Here is an 18,446-nt window from a genome sequence, read left to right as displayed (position 1 = left end):
ATTATTTTTGGATTTCCGTAATTATTACAGTATAATGATCAAAATTAAATAAAAACTGAATTATGTACGAACTAAATCTTCCACCTGCCAATTTAAATATAAGAGAACAAGGAAATAAAGAATATGTTTTTGATCGTTTGCGAAAACAATATGTCCGTTTAACTCCAGAAGAATGGGTACGACAACATTTTGTTAACTATTTTATTAGTTATAAGCACTATCCAGAGGGGTTATTAGCGAATGAGATTTGTATTAAGTTAGGGAAATTGAATTGTCGATGCGATACAATTCTTTATGATTGTTTATTTCACGCTCAAATGATTGTTGAATATAAATCACCTTTTGTAATTCTTACAAAGAAATGTTTTGAACAAATTATTCGCTATAATATGAGTTTGAAAGTACCTTGGCTAATTGTTAGCAATGGGTTACAGCACTATTGCTATAACGTAAGCGAACAGGGGAAATACGTTTTTATAAAGGAAATACCAGAATACTATGATTTGCACAAAAAAACAAGTCAAAATTTGTAAATTTTATTTACAAATTCATTTTTATACTTTTTCCATTTTTTGTAAAATAGAAAAAGTATAAAAAGCTGAAAGTAAGCAGCAAATTGCCAGTATTCCCCAAACTTTCCATAAGTGTATACTGCCCCATAAATAACCAATAAGAGAAACTAAATATCCTCCAATAGCTGTGGATACGAACCAACCTCCCATCATTATTCCTTTGTATTGAGGGGGGGCTACTTTTGATACAAAAGAAATAGCTACTGGACTTAATAACAATTCGGCAGAAGTAAGAATAAAATATGTTAGTATCAACCAATTTGGTGATACTAAATTATCGCTTACTCCTCCTAAACTTTCTAATTCGATAGGAGTTTTTAAGCTAATAGAACCTATAGTTAGGATTATATATCCTAATGAAGCAGCAAGCATGCCAATTCCTATTTTACATGGAGCAGAAGGTTCCTTTCCTTTTTTTGTTAAGAAATTAAATATATACACAAAAACCGGAGTTAATATTATTACAAAGAATGGATTGAATTGTTGGAAAAGTTCTGGACTAATTGGAATAACTGGTTTTATATAATTATATTCAATAAAAATAAAAATAATAGCTATTATTAATATGATTCCATAAATCCATTTCCCCTTTCTATTTTTAGATTGAAAAATACCAAATAAACTATATATCGTAAATACGATTAATGAGAGACTAATTACATCAAATTCGATACGATCTAGTCCTACTACGCTGCTTGCTGTATAATCTCGTGCAAAAAAGGTCAGTGTAAGCCAATTTTGGTCAAATGACATCCAAAAAAATATAACTATAAGATAAACCTGAATAAGTGTGACAATTTTTTCTTTAATTTTTTTTGGAGTAAACATTTTTTTTGTTTTTTCTAAATTAAGAGTGGATTTTTTTTTATAAAAATTTACAGGTTCGTAGGTTTTTCTAAAAAAAAGATAAATGAGCATTAAGATAATATGAATAAAACAAGCCATCCAAAATACAGAGTTGTATGATTCTGATAATCTATTTATGTAAAAATGACTAAAAGCAGTTAAATCTGTTATTTTAACTTGCTGCAATGATGCTAAGTTGGTAAGCTCAGATATACCTTGAGCATTAATTGTTTTATTAAGAAATTGATGAGTCAAAGTTGGAATTTTTGCATCGTAGGATAATCTATTTTTGATGAGAACAAAGTTTGTTATTTTTTCAGCAACAGTAGGAGCAAAAAGAGTACCAATATTAAGAGCCATGTAATAGATACTAAACGCATTATTTCTTTGAGATTGTCGTTCTGGAGAATCGTAGAGATTACCTACCAAAACTTGAAGATTACCTTTAAAAAGTCCTATTCCAATAGAAATTGTTAAAAGTGCTAGGAATACTGACATTAAAACAATACACTCTTGAACGAATATTTTAACACAAAAAGCAAGTAGAAAATATCCACTGAACATAATAAAAATCCCAAATTTTATTGTCTTTCTATAACCCCATCGTTTATCAGCCAAAATTCCTCCAAGTAGAGGTGTAAAATAAACAACACCCAGAAAAATACCTAGTATAGTCGCAGTATAAGCGGCTGTAAGTCCAAATTTTACTTGTAAAAATAACGTAAGAACAGCAAGCATGGTATAATGACCAAAACGTTCACAGGTATTTGTTAGGGCCAAAGTATATAAACCTATTGGGTGGGTTTTAAACATAAAAAAGAGTTAATATTTTTTTTGTAAAGATAAAAATTATTATACGATTTTAGAATCGTATACTGAATAGTATTTAACAGGTGTGTAGATAATCGCCGGTCATTATTTATTGAGAAGTCAAATTAAATGAAAATTAATTTTTATTATGAATTTTTTTAAAACTTATAGAAAATGTGTTTCGATAAAATAGTAATAGAACAGCAACTCCTATGCTAATAAAAGTATCTGCCAAATTAAAGACATAAGGAAAAAATACAAATTTATTTCCTCCAACAAAAGGTATCCATGCTGGCAGGATAAATTTGAACAGAGGAAAATAAAACATGTCTACTACTTTTCCGTATAACCAAGTTGAGTATCCCTTAGATGGAAAAAGAGTAGACATAATCTGAGGAGTACTATCGCTAAAGATAACCCCATAAAAAACACTATCTACAATATTTCCAATTGATCCAGTAAAGAGCATAGATATACAAAGAACATATCCCAAATTAAAATCTCTCTTTATGAGTAGACGCAGATAGAAAAAAAATCCAATGGAAGCAATGATACGAAAAATAGATAAAAACATTTTATCTAGTATATCTATTCCCATAGCCATACCATTATTTTCTACAAATTGAACATGAAACCAATTGGCAACACATCTATCTTCATACAAAAAAAAATGAGTTTTTATCCAAATTTTGACAACTTGATCTGATAAAAGAATGAATACCACAAAAATAATTACCCAAAATCTTTTAATAATCATTTCTTTTTTGCTTCAATACTCAGTGTTGCGTGAGGTACAGCACGCAACCGTTCTTTAGGAATTAACTGTCCCGTAATACGACATATACCATAAGTTTTATTATCTATACGTTTTAAAGCAGATTTTAAGCTTTGAATAAATTGTAGTTGTCTTTGTGCCAAGCGACTAGTTTCCTCTCTGGATAGAGCAGCTCCACCTTCTTCTAAGGTTTTGTACACGGGAGATGAATCTATATCCTCGTTTTCATCTCTATCTATTGCAGTAGATTTTAGTAAATTATAGTCTCGTTCTGCCATCTTTAATTTCTCTAATATTAGAGTACGAAATTCTTCCAATTCTTCATCTGAATATTTTTTTTCCCTATTCATAATACTTGGATTTAAATTCTCCCAAAAATAGGATTTTTATTTAAAATTACCAATTCTAATTCAGAATTCATTATAGCGTATTATTGGGAGTTTTTGTTATACTAACTAACAAATTGAATTCCCCTAATTTTAATTCAATCCCTTCTATATTATCTGATATTGTAATGTTATTAGCAAGCGTTTGACTTTCGATATATCTCTTATTTTCTTTTATTACTTCATTGATATAACTATCTGATTTAATAATTAAATTAATTCTATCTGTAATTTTAAAGTCGTTAGCCTTACGAATATTTTGGATACGATTAACTAATTCTCGAGCAACGCCTGCTTTTTTCAATTTATCAGAAATAGTAATATTCAATGCTACTGTCCATTTCAAGTTATTAGTAACTAACCATCCTGGTATATCTTTAGATACAATTTCTACGTCTTCAATAGTAATTTCTACTGATTTTCCAGATATCGGAATGGAAATTTTACCAATTCGTTCAAATTGAGAAATAGTTTCTTGCGATATACTTGAAATAAATTTTGCTAAATTCTTCGTTATTTTACCATAGCGAGGCCCTAATTTTTTAAAATTAAGTTTTATCTTTTTTATTAGAATATCTTCGGTGTTATCTACATATTTAATTTCTTCTACATTTGTTTCATTTAATATCAGTCTCTGTATGGATGTTATTGCTTCCTTTTGCCGATCATCTAAAACTACAACTGTAATGGAAGAAAGAGGTTGTCGTACTTTGATGTTGGCTTTTTTACGTAATGCTAATACCATGGAAGAAATATCTTGAGCTATTTGCATTTTTTCTTCTAATGATTTGTTTATTAAATTTTTGTTAGTAATAGGAAAGTCAGATAAATGAACAGAAATTTGAGTTTCTTGTACCAAATCGATGTACAATTTATCTGCATAAAATGGAGTAATTGGTGATACTAGTTGAGATATAGTTTTTAAACAAATGTAAAGTGTTTGATAGGCAGAGAGCTTATCGGTATCCATTCCACCTTTCCAAAAACGTTTTCGATTGAGGCGGACATACCAATTACTCAGATTGTCATTGACAAAATTATTTATAGCACGAGCGGCTCGAGTAGGTTCATATGTAGAGAATTGTTCATCTACTTCTTTTATGAGTGAATTTAAAATTGAAAGAATCCAACGGTCTATTTCCGGACGTTTTTCTAAAGGGACTTCAGATTCTGTATAATTAAAATTATCTACATTAGCATATAGAGCAAAGAAAGAGTAAGTATTATGTAGTGTATCGAAAAATTTACGGTAAGCTTCTTCTATTCCTTTTATATTAAATTTCAAATTATCCCAGGGTGATGAATTAATGACCATATACCAACGTAAAGTATCTGGACCGTAAGTTTCAATAATTTCAAATGGGTTTACGGTATTGTTTAAACGTTTTGACATTTTGTTACCATTTTTGTCCAAAACTAACCCATTAGATATTACATTACGAAATGCTATTGAATCTTTGACCATTATACTGATTGCATGTAGAGTAAAAAACCAGCCGCGAGTTTGATCTACTCCTTCAGAAATAAAATCGGCTGGAAAGCTCTCTCCCTTATCTATAAGTTCTTTGTTGTTAAATGGATAATGTAATTGGGCATATGGCATTGCTCCCGAATCAAACCAAACATCAATTAAATCCTTTTCTCGTCTCATAGGTTTGCCTGACTCAGAAATCAGTATAATTTTATCTACATATGGTCGGTGTAAATCAATATGTTCTAAGTTTTGGTAAGGATTCTCTGACATAACTCCGGCTCTTATTGCTTTTTGAATTTCTTCCATTAGTTCTTTAATTGAGCCAATACATTTTTCTTCTGTCCCATCCTGGGTACGCCAAATTGGAAGAGGTGTTCCCCAGTAACGAGAACGAGATATATTCCAATCTTGAAGATTTTTTAACCACTTAGTAAAGCGTCCTTTCCCAATGGATTGAGGCTTCCAATTAATAGTATTATTTAGTTCGATCATTCTGTCTTTAACAGCTGTTGTCCGAATAAACCAACTATCTAGTGGATAATAAAGTATTGGTTTGTCTGTACGCCAGCAATGAGGATAACTGTGAATGTGTTTTTCTATTTTAAATGCACGATTTTGTTGTTTCAACATGATACAAATATCGATATCAAGAGTTGTTTTTGTATTTGTTAGATTATTGTTGTAAGCATTTTTTACGAATCTACCAGCAAATTCATTATAGAGAGAAACATTAATTTGTTTTTTTAGAAATTTTTTTTCTAAATCTTCCAAACGAAAGAATCTACCTATACTATCTACCATTGGTCGACAAATCCCGTTTTTATCTTTTATCATTAAAAGAGGAATATTATTAGCTACTGCTACTTTATAGTCATCTGTACCAAAAGTAGGTGCTATGTGAACGATTCCTGTACCGTTATTTGTAGTTACAAAATCACCGGTAATAATAAAAAAAGCATCTTTATAAGGGTATATCCAAGGTATTAATTGTTCATATTTCATACCTACCAGTGATATTCCCTTCCATGAACCAGTTATTTTGAAGGGGATTAATTTATCTCCGTGATGATAAGATTCTAAAGGTATATTCGATGCTTTTTCATTGAAATGAGTAAAAAGTAAATCTTTTGCTATAACAGCTGTGATGGGTTTCCCTGTATAAGGATTGTAGGATTGAACAGCTACATACTCAATATTTATACCTATGCAAAGAGCGGTATTTGATGGCAAGGTCCAAGGAGTAGTTGTCCAAGCTAAAAAGAAAGCATCACCAAAATCAGACATTTCTATTAATGGATTTATGATTTTGAATTGAGCTGTGCATGTTGTATCCTTTATATCTCGGTAACATCCCAGTTGATTTAGTTCATGTGTACTTAATCCAGTTCCTGCTGCAGGTGAATAAGGTTGAATAGAATACCCCTTATATAGTAATCCTTTTTTATGAAGTTCCTTTAATAGCCACCAAAGTGTTTCGATATATTGATTGTCACAAGTAGTGTATGGATTGTTCATGTCTATCCAATAACCCATTTTGTGGGTCAAATCTTCCCATTCTTTAGTGTATTTCATTACAGTTTTTCTACAAGTAATATTGTACTCTTCTATAGAAATTTTTTTTTCAATATCTTCTTTAGTAATATTTAAAGCTTTTTCTACTTCTAATTCTACGGGTAACCCATGTGTATCCCAACCGGCTTTTCGTTTTACCTGGTATCCTTTCATAGTTTTGTAACGGCAGAATATGTCTTTGACACTTCGTGTTATAATATGATGAATGCCTGGCATTCCATTTGCGGAAGGAGGCCCTTCATAAAATATAAATGAAGGTCTCCCTTCTCTGATTTTTATACTTCGGAAAAAGACATTATTTATTTCCCAGTGTTGTAGTATTTTTTTACTTATCTTTGGTAAATTTAATTTTTTATATTCAGCAAATTTTTTACATTTATCATTCATCAGATTATAGAAGTTTGATATGAATTTTAATATGTGAAAATACACATTTTTTCTTCATAGTGTAATTTTTGTATGTTTTAAAGTATTAGTGAAAATTGTTTTTTGTAATTCTTGATTAAGATTTGTATTTTTCAGGGTGATCGTGATTTTTTGTAAAAATGCTTGGATTTTTAATTATTATGTTTTTTTTATTTCTCTTTTTTGTGTTAGGTCTTTTCGTTTGTATATCTTTTAGTGGATTATTTTTAGGAAAATGGTATTTGCATTCAAAATCTAAAATTGTACAACCTTTTTCTCAAAAGAAAAAGAAAATAAGTTCAGATAAGGGAGAGTACGTTGAATATGAAGAAATTAAAGAGACTGGAAGATAGCCACTTGTTTATCTAAAAATGGAATAGATATGTTTTTTCTTATGTGAATTTTGAGTGGATTTAAAGTAGCTGTACCTCCACCGGGAATCGAACCCAGATTTAAAGTTTAGGAAACTTTTGTTCTATCCGTTGAACTACAGAGGTAGCACTAACTGTTTCTGAAAAAGTACGAAGGTAATGTTTTTGAACATTAATTAATCAAAAATCGTGTGCAGAATTTTTAAAGATTTTATCTTTAAATGGGTACTAAAATGTAAGTGGTAGTATTCTAAAATTTGGTAAATAATTTTTTTTCGTTCATTTTTTGTAAACTGAAAATTTAGCATATTTTCATAAGTCATTTGTAATAGCCCAGCAAATATCCAGCTTTCATTTGAAGAGAGGAAATTAATATGAAAAGGTTTTTGTTGTACAAAAATGCCATTCTGCATATCAAAATACATTCCTTTACGGTAGTTTGTGTTATCAGGATAAAATCCAAGAAACCGACTTAAATTAATTATAAATACCAAATGAAAATTTGTATAGTTTCTTTTTGTAAATTCTAAAATTTGGATAGACTGGAGAATGTAATCAAATAAGAGCTTGTCTGATTGTTTTTCTTTAATGATTCTACTGATAAATTCAGCTAAAAAAATACAAATACTACTTTTTATAGGATTATTTAAGAGAGAGACCAATGGTATATAAATTTTTGCTTCTTTGATACGTTGAAGCTCTCGTAAATTTTGATGTTCTACATCTAGTTCTACTATGGATAAAGGATGAAAAAATGATTTTGATAAACGTATTTTTTGTTTTTTAACTTTGCATATTAAATAAGATATTGGCCCAAATTTTTCGGTAAGAACATGGATAATGGAATGAGTATCATTATAGTTGATACTGTATAGAATAATAGCTTTTGTTTTGTTTTGCATCTCAAACGAAAAAATATAAAACTTTGAAAAAACAAGAGGTATCTTGCTTATTTGAAAATAAGCATTATTTTCGTATTTTAGATATAAGTACGGTCTATTCGTCTATCGGTTAGGACGCAAGATTTTCATTCTTGAAAGAGGGGTTCGATTCCCCTATGGACTACAGAATAGAAATTAAAAAAAGTGCAGTGGAATATGAGGTTGTTTTCATGTATCTTAAATACATATTAAGTTGATTTTGCAAGATTTTCAGGAAACTACATTTAAGCTTCTAAAAAATTATTAGCTTCCCTGCTGTTTTGTCTTTTAAAGTTCTTAGTTTGTTAGTGTAGTTTTGTGATGGTAAAAATATATCTGTATTAATGGATCGTTATAGTATTCAGAATTTTTCATACATTTTTTTAAAAGCACTACGTTAATTTGTTCGTTTTTGTTCAATTATTTGGTTTGAGCTGTTTTTCTGTTCTTACAACAGTTGTCTTTAGATTACAGTTTTCCACCATAAAACTGTAATCTATTAATATAATAGATTGGTATACTTTTTCTTACTTTTCCTCATTTCTTTTGTTTTTGATAATAATATCCATTGATTTCTAATTGAAAACTAATTGCTATTTTATAGTAATTTTCGTAGCAATTTTTATTCTCAAAATATTAACTGATATTTTTTTAGATTTTTTTTTATAAAATTCTATTAAAAGGTTATTATTTAAAATAAATTTTGTAATGGGATACGTAAATGTAATAATAATGAGTTTTCAAAGAAGTATAACGGACTGTACTTAAGTAAATTTTTCTGCTAATAAATTATAGATAATAGCTTTCTAAATGTCAATCCTTGACTTTTGTTACTTTTTTATTGATACATGCTAAATGTAAAATGTTTGAGAAAATTGATAATCATATAATTTTTAATACTTTACTATTAAAAAATGAAATTAAGAATAAGTGAAAAATTAAATTTTGATGAAACTCATAAAGAGTATATATTGTTTTTTGCATCAGCAAATATCATTTTTCGGAGAAAATAATAATTAATAAATCTTATTGATAAGCGTTATAATCTTTTGGATAAAATTTAAGAGTATATAACTTTCTGATTTTAGTTCATTTCAATAAGAAATGGAAAAGATTTCTTATTGAAATTATTGTAGATAATTTTGCATAGCATCATTTAATGTTTTTTAATTTTATAGCTATGACTTTAAGTTTTAACAATGTTATTGAATATTTGTTCAAAATAAATAGTTAGTACATTTGACTTAAAGTTATGGGTATGTATTTTGGTTTCATAATACTTTTCTAAAGTAGATGTTATAAGGGGGGATTAATTGATTTATATATCAATCAAAAGTAACAGAGATATATACTTCATTTTTTTGAATAAAAAAATAAAATAACTAATATCCCTTCCGGAATTTAAAATTCCGGATTCAGGTTCGATAATCAAAAAAATATTAAAATGGATTCTTGATTGATGTAAAGAAAGAAAGTTAAGATAATAATCTTACCCAGTTCATGATAAAAATCAATACTATTGTTTTACTGATTACAAAAAAGAAACTATGAATTTTGATTGAATGTGCTTATACTGATTTTGAACATAGAAACAACGAAGGCTAAAAAAAATAGATACTCATATAAAATGGGATATTGGACATATCTAACTATTTTCTTTAAGAGAAAATTTAAGGGATTTATATAAAGCTTCTTTTTAATTAAAATTATCAAAAAGTGTATAAAACTATGTAAATGATTTTCTTTGATTTATGTTCCTCCTGTCCATCTGTATCATTTATGAACCCATTTCTCCGATTTAAGGCAAGTAATGATTTAATAAAGTGCGTGGTGTGGAAAATGAAACAAATAGCTAGCTAATATAATAATTGAAAACAGACCCTTTTATTCCTTATAGAAACTCAAGTAAAGTAGACACTTTTTGAGCTATAGGACTTCATAGAATAGTCTATGAGTTTTTTATTTGTCCTATTGGTCGATATTTATTTTTTTCGTAAAAAATAGTTTCATAATTGCGTAGTACAAAGATGAACTTCTGTAGTGTTTTACTCGCTTATAATATGCTCCAGAAAGGAGGTGTTCCAGCCACACCTTCCGGTACGGCTACCTTGTTACGACTTAGCCCCAGTCACTGACATTACCCTAGGACGCTCTTTTCAGTTACATACTTCAGGTACTTCCAGCTTCCATGGCTTGACGGGCGGTGTGTACAAGGCCCGGGAACGTATTCACCGCACCGTGGCTGATGTGCGATTACTAGCGAATCCAGCTTCATAGAGTCGAGTTGCAGACTCTAATCCGAACTGAGAGAGGTTTTTGAGATTAGCATCCTGTTGCCAGGTAGCGACCCTTTGTACCTCCCATTGTAACACGTGTGTCGCCCCGGACATAAGGGCCGTGCTGATTTGACGTCATCCTCACCTTCCTCACACCTTACAGTGGCAGTTCCAATAAAGTCCCCAGCTTTACCTGATGGTAACTATTGGTAAGGGTTGCGCTCGTTATGACACTTAAGTCTACACCTCACGGCACGAGCTGACGACAACCATGCAGCACCTCGATATTTGCTATCACTAGCTACATCTTTTCAGATATATTCAAACACCGTTCGAGCCCGGGTAAGGTTCCTCGCGTATCATCGAATTAAACCACATGTTCCTCCGCTTGTGCGGGCCCCCGTCAATTCCTTTGAGTTTCACCGTTGCCGGCGTACTCCCCAGGTGGAATACTTAACGCTTTCGCTTGACCACTTACTGTATATCGCAAACGGTTAGTATTCATCGTTTACAGTGTGGACTACCAGGGTATCTAATCCTGTTTGCTACCCACACTTTCGTGCCTCAGTGTCAGACATGGTCTGGCAAGCAGTCTACACTATTGGAGTTCTTTGTAATATCTATGCATTTCACCGCTACACTACAAATTCCGCCTACCTCGTCCATTCTCAAGTCCGATAGTTTCAATGGCAATTTCCTCGTTGAGCAAGGAGATTTCACCACTGACTTATCGAACCACCTACGCACCCTTTAAACCCAATAAATCCGGATAACGCTTGCATCTTCCGTATTACCGCGGCTGCTGGCACGGAATTAGCCGATGCTTATTCGTAGGATACTTACAATACACTACACGTAGTGCATTTTACTCTCCTAAAAAAGAAGTTTACAATACATAATACCTTCTTCCTTCACGCGATTTGGCTGGTTCAGACTTCCGTCCATTGACCAATATTCCTCACTGCTGCCTCCCGTAGGAGTCTGGTCCGTGTCTCAGTACCAGTGTGGGGGATCAACCTCTCAGTTCCCCTATCCATCGTTGGCTTGGTGAGCCGTTACCTCACCAACTACCTAATAGAACGCATGCCCATCCATAACCGATAAATCTTTAACAAGAATACCATGCAGCACCCTTGTATTATTGAGTATTACTCCGAATTTCTTCGATCTATTCCCAAGTTATGGGTAAGTTGCATACGCGTTACTCACCCGTTCGCCGGTCGTCAGCATCCGAAGACCTGTTACCCCTCGACTTGCATGTGTTAAGCCTATCGCTAGCGTTCATCCTGAGCCAGGATCAAACTCTTCTTTGTTAATCTTTATCTTTAATTCTTAAACTTATTATTAACGAATAATTTCTAAACGAAATCCTTTCTATAATATTTCCTAACTTCTTTAAAGAAGGAATATCTCGAAACTTGTACTACATACAATTATGAAAAAATTTCAAAGATCAAAACAAGACTCTAATGTCCTAAAAATATGAATTTATCACTTTTTCCAGAACATTCCAAATTTACAACTTTTTATCCCTTTTTCAAAATTATAAAATAATTATCTGAATGAGTTAAATAAATATAGTTTAACTCATTCTATTTTTATAATCATCGTAATTGAATTGTCGATAAATTTCTAACGTGTTATTTGTTTTCCATAGACATAAATTTGGGTGAGGAATGCCATTAAACATAGTACTTTTTACTGTTGTGTAATGAATCATATCTTCAAAGATAATTTTATTTCCAATTTGTAATTCTTTATTAAAAGACCAATCACCTATAAAATCTCCACTTAAACAAGAATTACCACCTAATCTGTAAGTAGGTTTTCCTTTTGTTGATTCTTGATAAGCTCCTCTAACTTTTGGGTGGTATGGTGTTTCGAGGCAATCAGGCATGTGACAAGTGAATGAAACATCCAAAATAGCTGTTTTTATTCCATTATTATTTACGATATCCACTATAGAAGAAACTAATACCCCTGTTTTCCAAACGAAAGCAGCTCCTGGTTCTAAAATAATTTGCAAATGAGGATGTTTTTCCTTAAAATTTTGTAATAATTCTATCAAATGTGTTGTGTTATACTCTTTTTGTGTTATTAGATGGCCACCTCCCATATTTAGCCATTTTATTTTGGAGAATAAATCTCCAAACTTATTCTCCACATGTTTTAGCATGTTTTCTAAAGCATAAGAATTGGATTCGAATAAAGCATGAAAATGTAATCCTTCTATCCCATCAGGGAGGTTATTCCCTAATTCTTCTCTTGTAATGCCCAAACGTGATCCTGGAATAGTAGGATTGTATAAACTAGTTTTTATTTCTGAATACTTAGGATTGATGCGTAACCCACAAGATATCTTTGTTGAGTTTACCAAAGTTTCTTTGTAAAAACGATAAAACTGTGCCAATGAATTGAATGTAATATGTGAACTGCAAGATTTAATAACCGAAAAATCTTTTTCAGTATAAGCAGGTGAATAGGTGTGAGCTTTGCTTTTCATTTCCTCTAAAGCTAATCTTGCTTCCCAAGCAGAGCTTGCCGTGGAATAGTGAATGTATTCTTTGATAATTGGAAATGCTTTCCATATGGAAAATGCTTTAAAAGCAAGTATAATTTCTATTTTTGCTTTTTCTTGGATTGATTTTATCAATGATAGGTTTTTACGAAGTAATTTCTCTTCTATTACATAAGCAGGCGAAGATATTTTGGAAAAATCAATCATTATTTAGTATGATTCTTGTTCATTAGGGAAATTGGAATTTTTTACATCTTGAACATAATGTTCTACGGATTTTTTAATAATGTTATATAAATCTGTATAGCGACGAAGAAAACGTGGAGTAAAACTCTTATTAATTCCTAACATGTCTTGCAAAACTAATACTTGTCCATCTATATAAGGACCAGCTCCAATTCCGATGATAGGAATAGATAGTTTTTGAGCTACTTGTTTTCCTAACTTGGTAGGTATTTTTTCTAAAACAATACTAAAACAACCTATGTTTTCCAACAAACAAGCATCTTCCATTAGTCTTTTTGCTTCATCTTCTTTTGTTGCCTGGAGGGAATAATTACCAAATTTATTGATAGACTGTGGAGTCAATCCTAGGTGTCCCATAATAGGTATACCAGATGAAAGTATCAATTCTACAGATTCTTGAATTTCTTTTCCTCCTTCTATTTTAATAGCATCAGCCCCTGTTTCTTTCATTATACGAATAGCAGAATGAACAGCTCTTTTAGAATTCCCCTGATAAGAACCAAAGGGCATATCAACACAGAGTAAAGCTCTTCGAACAGCTTTTCGTACAGATTGAGCATACCAAATCATTTGGTCTAAAGTGATTGGGAGAGTGGTAATATTACCTGCCATCACATTGGAAGCTGAATCTCCAACTAAGATAACATCTATTCCTGTCTTATCTATAATAGAAGCCATAGAATAATCGTAAGCAGTAAGCATAGAAATTTTTTCACCTTGTAATTTCATCTTAATAAGATGTCGAATAGTGACTTTATGAATATTATGGGTTGGCATAATTATCAATTATTAGTTTGTAAATTGTAAATATACTAATCAAAATATTTTTGGATGATTTGGATAAGTATAATTTTTTATTATACGTAGGAGTATAATAAAAAATACTAAGGAAATAACGGATAACCACCAGGTATTTCCGATTCCAATGTTATCTATTTTTTCTGCTATTTCAGAATTACATTGAAAAATGTAAGAATTTATAACACCAAAAAAATTATTTGTAAAATGTGCGAAAACTGAAATCCAAATACTGTTTGTATAATGCAAAAGATAGCCTAAATAAGCTCCTAGTAATATACGTGGGAAAAATCCATAAAATTGGAGATGATTTGCACTAAACAAAATAGCTACTATCCAAATAACTATATATGGATTTTTAATAAATCTACTTAAAAGATTTTGTAAGATACCCCTAAAAATAAATTCTTCGCCTATGGCTGTAAATACACATACTATCATAATATTAGAAACTAGGTCTTGCCAGTGATAAATGTATAACATTTGATCAATAGCTTTCTTTGCTATTTTTTCTTGGTTTTTTATCCATTCTTCTAATCCATTTAAACGTTCAGGGAAAACTATTTGTTGGTTAAGTACATAGATGCTATTTAAAAAAGGGATAATTACTAGCATACTCAAAATCACTAAACCAACAATATGCAATTGAAAAGAGGTATCGATGTGTAAGTAATTTTTATAATTGTCACTGAATAGCCAAGCACAAATTATTGCTGGAAAAATAAATATCCCTATGGTTTGAAGGAACTGAATATTTTTCATCCATTCAGGGTATTCTACTATATTTTGCATAATTTCCTGAATTATTGTTGGAGTTTCTGATCCAAATTTTATCATTAGAATGATACTGCCAATTATAGAGGTTATTGTCAATCCTATTATAGTTACAGAAAATAATACTAAAAATTGCGTAACTATAGACGATTGTTTAAATATTCCTTTTAGTTTCATTTTTTTTGTTATTTTTGTTTTTTTTTCTAAAAATACTACTTCCTATCCTCACAATTGTACTCCCTTGTTTGATAGCTAATAGATAATCATCACTCATTCCCATTGATAGCTCTTTAAAACTACTTTTATCAATAAAATGTTGAGTTTTTAATTTCAAAAAGAAATTGGAAAGTGTAGTAAATTCTCTTGTTATTTGAGCTCGATTTTTCGTAAAAGTAGCTATACCCATCAAACCTACAATATTTATGTTTTTAAGAGTCCTCCATAATTTGTCACTGAGTAATTTTTCGATTTCTTCGAAGGAAAAGCCAAATTTATGTACTTCCTGTGCAATATGTATTTGTAATAAAACTTTTATTCTACGGTTATATTTTAGAGCATAACAATTTAACTTGTTCAGAAGTTGAAAACTGTCTATCGAATGAATTACACTTACAAAAGGAGCAATGTAGTTAATTTTGTTTGTTTGTAAATGTCCAACGAAGTGCCACTCTATATCCTTTGGTAATTGTTGATACTTATGGTATAATTCTTGTGCTCGATTTTCTCCAAATAAACGTTGCCCAGCATTATAAGCTTCAAGGATGGAATTATTACTTTGGAATTTTGAAATTACTAATAAACGAACTCCTTTTTTTAAAGTTTTTCTTATGTAGTTTAGCCTATCGCTTATTTTCATAAATTATTGATTTTAATATTCTTTTTAAGTATCAAGAATATAATTTATGGTTATAATTTTTTATTTATTTTTTCTATAAAATTCAAGATTTTATCTTTTCCTGTTTTATCTTTTGAAGATATAGTAAAAATGGGAGGAAGTTTTTCCCAGTTTTTTAATAGAGTGTTTTGATAGATTGAAATATTTTCTTTCAAAGATTTGTTCGATAATTTATCAATTTTTGTAAAGACAATGGAGAAAGGAATATTATTTTCTCCTAATTGTTGTATAAATTCCATATCGTTTTTTTGTGGATTAAGGCGACAATCTACTAGTACAAATAGACAAGTTAATTCTTTACGTTTGTATAAATAATTGTTAATAATTATTTGAAGAATTTTATTTTTTTGTTCTCCTCCTTGTGTATAACCATATCCTGGTAAATCGACCAAGTACCATTTGTTATTAATTAAAAAATGATTGATTAATTGTGTTTTCCCAGGAATAGATGATGTTAAAGCAAGTTTCTTTCGACTGGTAAGCATATTAATGAGAGAAGATTTACCAACATTACTGCGTCCGATAAAAGCATATTCTGGAAGACCGTTTTTTGGACATTTGTTAACATCTGTATTGCTAATAATAAATACTGCTTCTTTTATATTCATGTTATTAAAATATGTACTGTAACCTGTAATGAATAAATACACGATTCTCTTTATTTTTTATAGTGCAAAATTAAATATTTTAATTTAATTTATAAGAGTGTAAAAGTTATCACTATATAAGTAAACAGCAATAATAAACTGAAGTTCTTTTAAAATAAATGGTAAGAAAGTAAGTTTTGTTGTTTGTATAAAATATTATATTTTTGTTTGTGATGTTTTGTTAAATTGCGGATTGGGTCAATTCGTATAAAATGTTGAATTAGAGAAGCAACAAAATGTTTAGACGAACCAAGTATTTGTTTTGTAGTTTTTTTTAAAAAAAATAATATTCGAAAAAGTAATTTTAGAGTTATCTTTCAATTAATTGCCACTAGCTATATGTTTAACCTTGTATTTTGATTATGGAGTAGTATTTATTCGTTCAGTAGATGCTTACATGATGTGTTTTTTGTAATTAATTGTTTTTCATTGATTATAAAGTTTGAGTAAAGAATATTCGGAAGAAAATAAGAAATAGCATGCTAACTAAAAAGAGTGACGTAGTAGTGTAGTATATTTATGAAATGATTGTATTAATATTCTTGATGTGTGGTGTATTTGTCTTTTTTGAAAGTGGTTTGAATGTTAGTAATTTTGATAAATTGAAGCATATACATGAGGTGCAAATATAGACAGAAAGAAACAGGCTTCCGCTTGTATTGAAAGGACTAGGACTAAAGTTAATGAAAGTAAGAATTTAAGAATGGCACATCCTAAACGAAGAACTGGTAAAAGTAGAAGAGATAAAAGAAGAACACATTACAAAGCTGTACTTCCTCAAATAGCTCTCGATCCTACGACTGGAGAATATCATTTGTATCACAGAGCGCACTGGTATGAAGGAAAGCTATATTACAAAGGTAAGGTAATTATAGATAAAACACTTGCATAAACAGTTGTAAATTTATGTGTTATGGTCTAAAGTTGAAGGTTTGAAAAATTGTGTCTATTAGGGTTTTTATGCTGAGATAATGTATTTATGATATGAATAGTATCCGTGCAGTAATAACAGGAATGGGAGGATATATCCCTAAGTATAGATTGACTAATGAAGAAATATCTACGATGGTAGACACTAGTGATGAATGGATTATTAAAAGAATCGGTATCAAAGAAAGAAGAATACTTAAACCTGAAGAAGGGAAAGGTATCACCTATTTAGCTTTGAAAGCGATAGAAGATTTGAAAAGCCGGCATAATTTTGATCCTTTGAAGATAGATGCTATTTTCTGTGCTACCGCTACTCCTGACTATCCGTTTCCTAATTCTGCCAGCTTAATTGCTCATAAAGCGGGAATGAACAATGCTTTTGGATTTGATATGGAAGCTGCTTGTAGTGGATTTATATATGCCTTGGAAATTGCACAAGGTTTGATTGTTTCTGGAAAACATAAAAAAATAATGATAGTTGCGGGTGATGTTCTTTCTACATTTGTAGACTATAGTGACCGGAATACTTCTCCAATCTTTGGAGATGGTTGTGGGTGCGCTTTAATAGAAGCAACTACGGAAAATATGGGTCTTATAGATTCTATCATGTGCTGTGACGGGAGTATTCCTGAAAGTCTGCATGTGTACGGAGGAGGGGCAGTTAATCCTACCACTCATGAAACAGTAAATAAAAAACTACATTATCTTTGGCAAGATGGGAAAATTGTCTTTAGACATGCAGTTTCGAATATGACAAATACTTGTCAAAAATTGATTGAGAGAAATAATTTATCTAAAGATGAAATTGATTGGATAGTCCCACATCAAGCAAATTTACGAATTATAGATGCTGTAGTAAATTATTTGGGAGTTTCTAATGAAAGAGTAATAGTTAATATAGAAAAATGTGGAAATACAGGTGCAGCAAGTATTCCCCTTTGTTTGTGTGAATGGGAATCAAAATTGCATAAAGGAGATAAACTGATTCTTACTGCTTTTGGAGCCGGGTTTACTTGGGGAGCTACTTATTTGAAATGGGGATACAATTTGAATTAATAACTACCAATCCATATGAAATTTTTAGCTATTTAAGGAATTTTTTTGTATAAATTTGATTTAATCAAAAAGTGTCGATGCAGGTTTCTTATCAATGTTGTAAGAGATAACCATACAAATTTTAAATCCATGAAAAAGCATAAATTTAGAGGTAAAATTTGAGTGGAGTGGAGAT

General features: G+C 30.5%; 13 protein-coding genes, 2 tRNA genes and 1 rRNA gene. 4 read left to right on the top strand and 12 right to left on the bottom strand.

The genetic code is table 11. The features are described 5' to 3' along the window. Positions 1-62: 62 nt before the first annotated feature. The gene (locus tag ACZ5QM_RS00840; protein WP_464182986.1) at positions 63-533 is read left to right on the top strand and encodes a type I restriction enzyme HsdR N-terminal domain-containing protein; all 471 of its coding nucleotides are present in this window, start codon (positions 63-65) and stop codon (positions 531-533) included. 21 nt (positions 534-554) lie between these two features. Here the strand turns inward: ACZ5QM_RS00840 and ACZ5QM_RS00835 are convergent, their stop codons facing one another. The 6 genes from ACZ5QM_RS00835 to recO all read right to left on the bottom strand — a co-directional run bounded on the left by ACZ5QM_RS00835 (position 555) and on the right by recO (position 8,113). Then, positions 555-2,231 (bottom strand): peptide MFS transporter, encoded by a 1,677-nt coding sequence (locus tag ACZ5QM_RS00835; RefSeq protein ID WP_464182985.1) that lies wholly within the window; start codon positions 2,229-2,231, stop codon positions 555-557. 133 nt (positions 2,232-2,364) lie between these two features. Continuing rightward, positions 2,365-2,985, bottom strand: a complete 621-nt coding sequence (locus tag ACZ5QM_RS00830) for a lipoprotein signal peptidase (protein ID WP_464182984.1) — start codon at positions 2,983-2,985, stop codon at positions 2,365-2,367. Beyond that, positions 2,982-3,353, bottom strand: coding sequence for a TraR/DksA family transcriptional regulator (locus ACZ5QM_RS00825; RefSeq protein WP_464182983.1), 372 nt, complete (start codon positions 3,351-3,353; stop codon positions 2,982-2,984). The genes ACZ5QM_RS00830 and ACZ5QM_RS00825 overlap by 4 nt, the downstream gene beginning before the upstream one ends. 70 nt (positions 3,354-3,423) lie before the next feature. After that, complete coding sequence (ileS, locus tag ACZ5QM_RS00820; protein WP_464203022.1) at positions 3,424-6,822, bottom strand: isoleucine--tRNA ligase; 3,399 nt, start codon at positions 6,820-6,822, stop codon at positions 3,424-3,426. Positions 6,823-7,265: 443 nt separating this feature from the next. After that, a tRNA-Arg gene (locus ACZ5QM_RS00815) sits at positions 7,266-7,337 on the bottom strand. A 50-nt stretch (positions 7,338-7,387) separates the two neighbouring features. Next, positions 7,388-8,113, bottom strand: coding sequence for a DNA repair protein RecO (gene recO, locus ACZ5QM_RS00810; protein ID WP_464182980.1), 726 nt, complete (start codon positions 8,111-8,113; stop codon positions 7,388-7,390). 91 nt (positions 8,114-8,204) lie between these two features. Between recO and ACZ5QM_RS00805 the strand changes: the two genes are divergently transcribed. Further along, positions 8,205-8,276: transfer RNA gene (locus ACZ5QM_RS00805), tRNA-Glu, on the top strand. Positions 8,277-10,200: 1,924 nt separating this feature from the next. On the opposite strand, the gene ACZ5QM_RS00800 is transcribed toward ACZ5QM_RS00805, so the two are convergent. The 6 genes from ACZ5QM_RS00800 to yihA form a co-directional block, all read right to left on the bottom strand. Then, a 16S ribosomal RNA gene (locus tag ACZ5QM_RS00800) occupies positions 10,201-11,720 on the bottom strand. Between the two features lie 269 nt (positions 11,721-11,989). After that, positions 11,990-13,132, bottom strand: coding sequence for a carboxynorspermidine decarboxylase (nspC, locus tag ACZ5QM_RS00795; protein ID WP_464203021.1), 1,143 nt, complete (start codon positions 13,130-13,132; stop codon positions 11,990-11,992). Positions 13,133-13,135: 3 nt separating this feature from the next. After that, positions 13,136-13,948: a 3-methyl-2-oxobutanoate hydroxymethyltransferase gene (panB, locus tag ACZ5QM_RS00790; RefSeq protein ID WP_464182978.1), complete on the bottom strand. Its 813-nt coding sequence runs from the start codon at positions 13,946-13,948 to the stop codon at positions 13,136-13,138. 39 nt (positions 13,949-13,987) lie between these two features. Continuing rightward, positions 13,988-14,920: a lysostaphin resistance A-like protein gene (locus tag ACZ5QM_RS00785; protein ID WP_464203020.1), complete on the bottom strand. Its 933-nt coding sequence runs from the start codon at positions 14,918-14,920 to the stop codon at positions 13,988-13,990. After that, on the bottom strand, positions 14,898-15,599 hold the full coding sequence (locus ACZ5QM_RS00780) for a YggS family pyridoxal phosphate-dependent enzyme (protein ID WP_464182976.1): 702 nt from the start codon (positions 15,597-15,599) through the stop codon (positions 14,898-14,900). The genes ACZ5QM_RS00785 and ACZ5QM_RS00780 overlap by 23 nt, the downstream gene beginning before the upstream one ends. A gap of 50 nt (positions 15,600-15,649) precedes the next feature. Then, positions 15,650-16,246, bottom strand: a complete 597-nt coding sequence (yihA, locus tag ACZ5QM_RS00775; RefSeq protein WP_464182974.1) for a ribosome biogenesis GTP-binding protein YihA/YsxC — start codon at positions 16,244-16,246, stop codon at positions 15,650-15,652. 742 nt (positions 16,247-16,988) lie between these two features. Between yihA and rpmF the strand changes: the two genes are divergently transcribed. Beyond that, a complete protein-coding gene (gene rpmF, locus ACZ5QM_RS00770; RefSeq protein ID WP_464182972.1) occupies positions 16,989-17,177 on the top strand; it encodes a 50S ribosomal protein L32 in 189 nt (62 codons plus the stop codon). Between the two features lie 92 nt (positions 17,178-17,269). Further along, a complete protein-coding gene (locus tag ACZ5QM_RS00765; protein WP_464182971.1) occupies positions 17,270-18,271 on the top strand; it encodes a beta-ketoacyl-ACP synthase III in 1,002 nt (333 codons plus the stop codon). Positions 18,272-18,446 lie beyond the last annotated feature (175 nt).

The sequence above is a fragment of the Azobacteroides sp. (SeqCode) genome, assembly GCF_055395615.1.
Note: the sequence above shows the minus strand (reverse complement) of the source record. Positions and strands in the feature narration are given on the sequence as shown.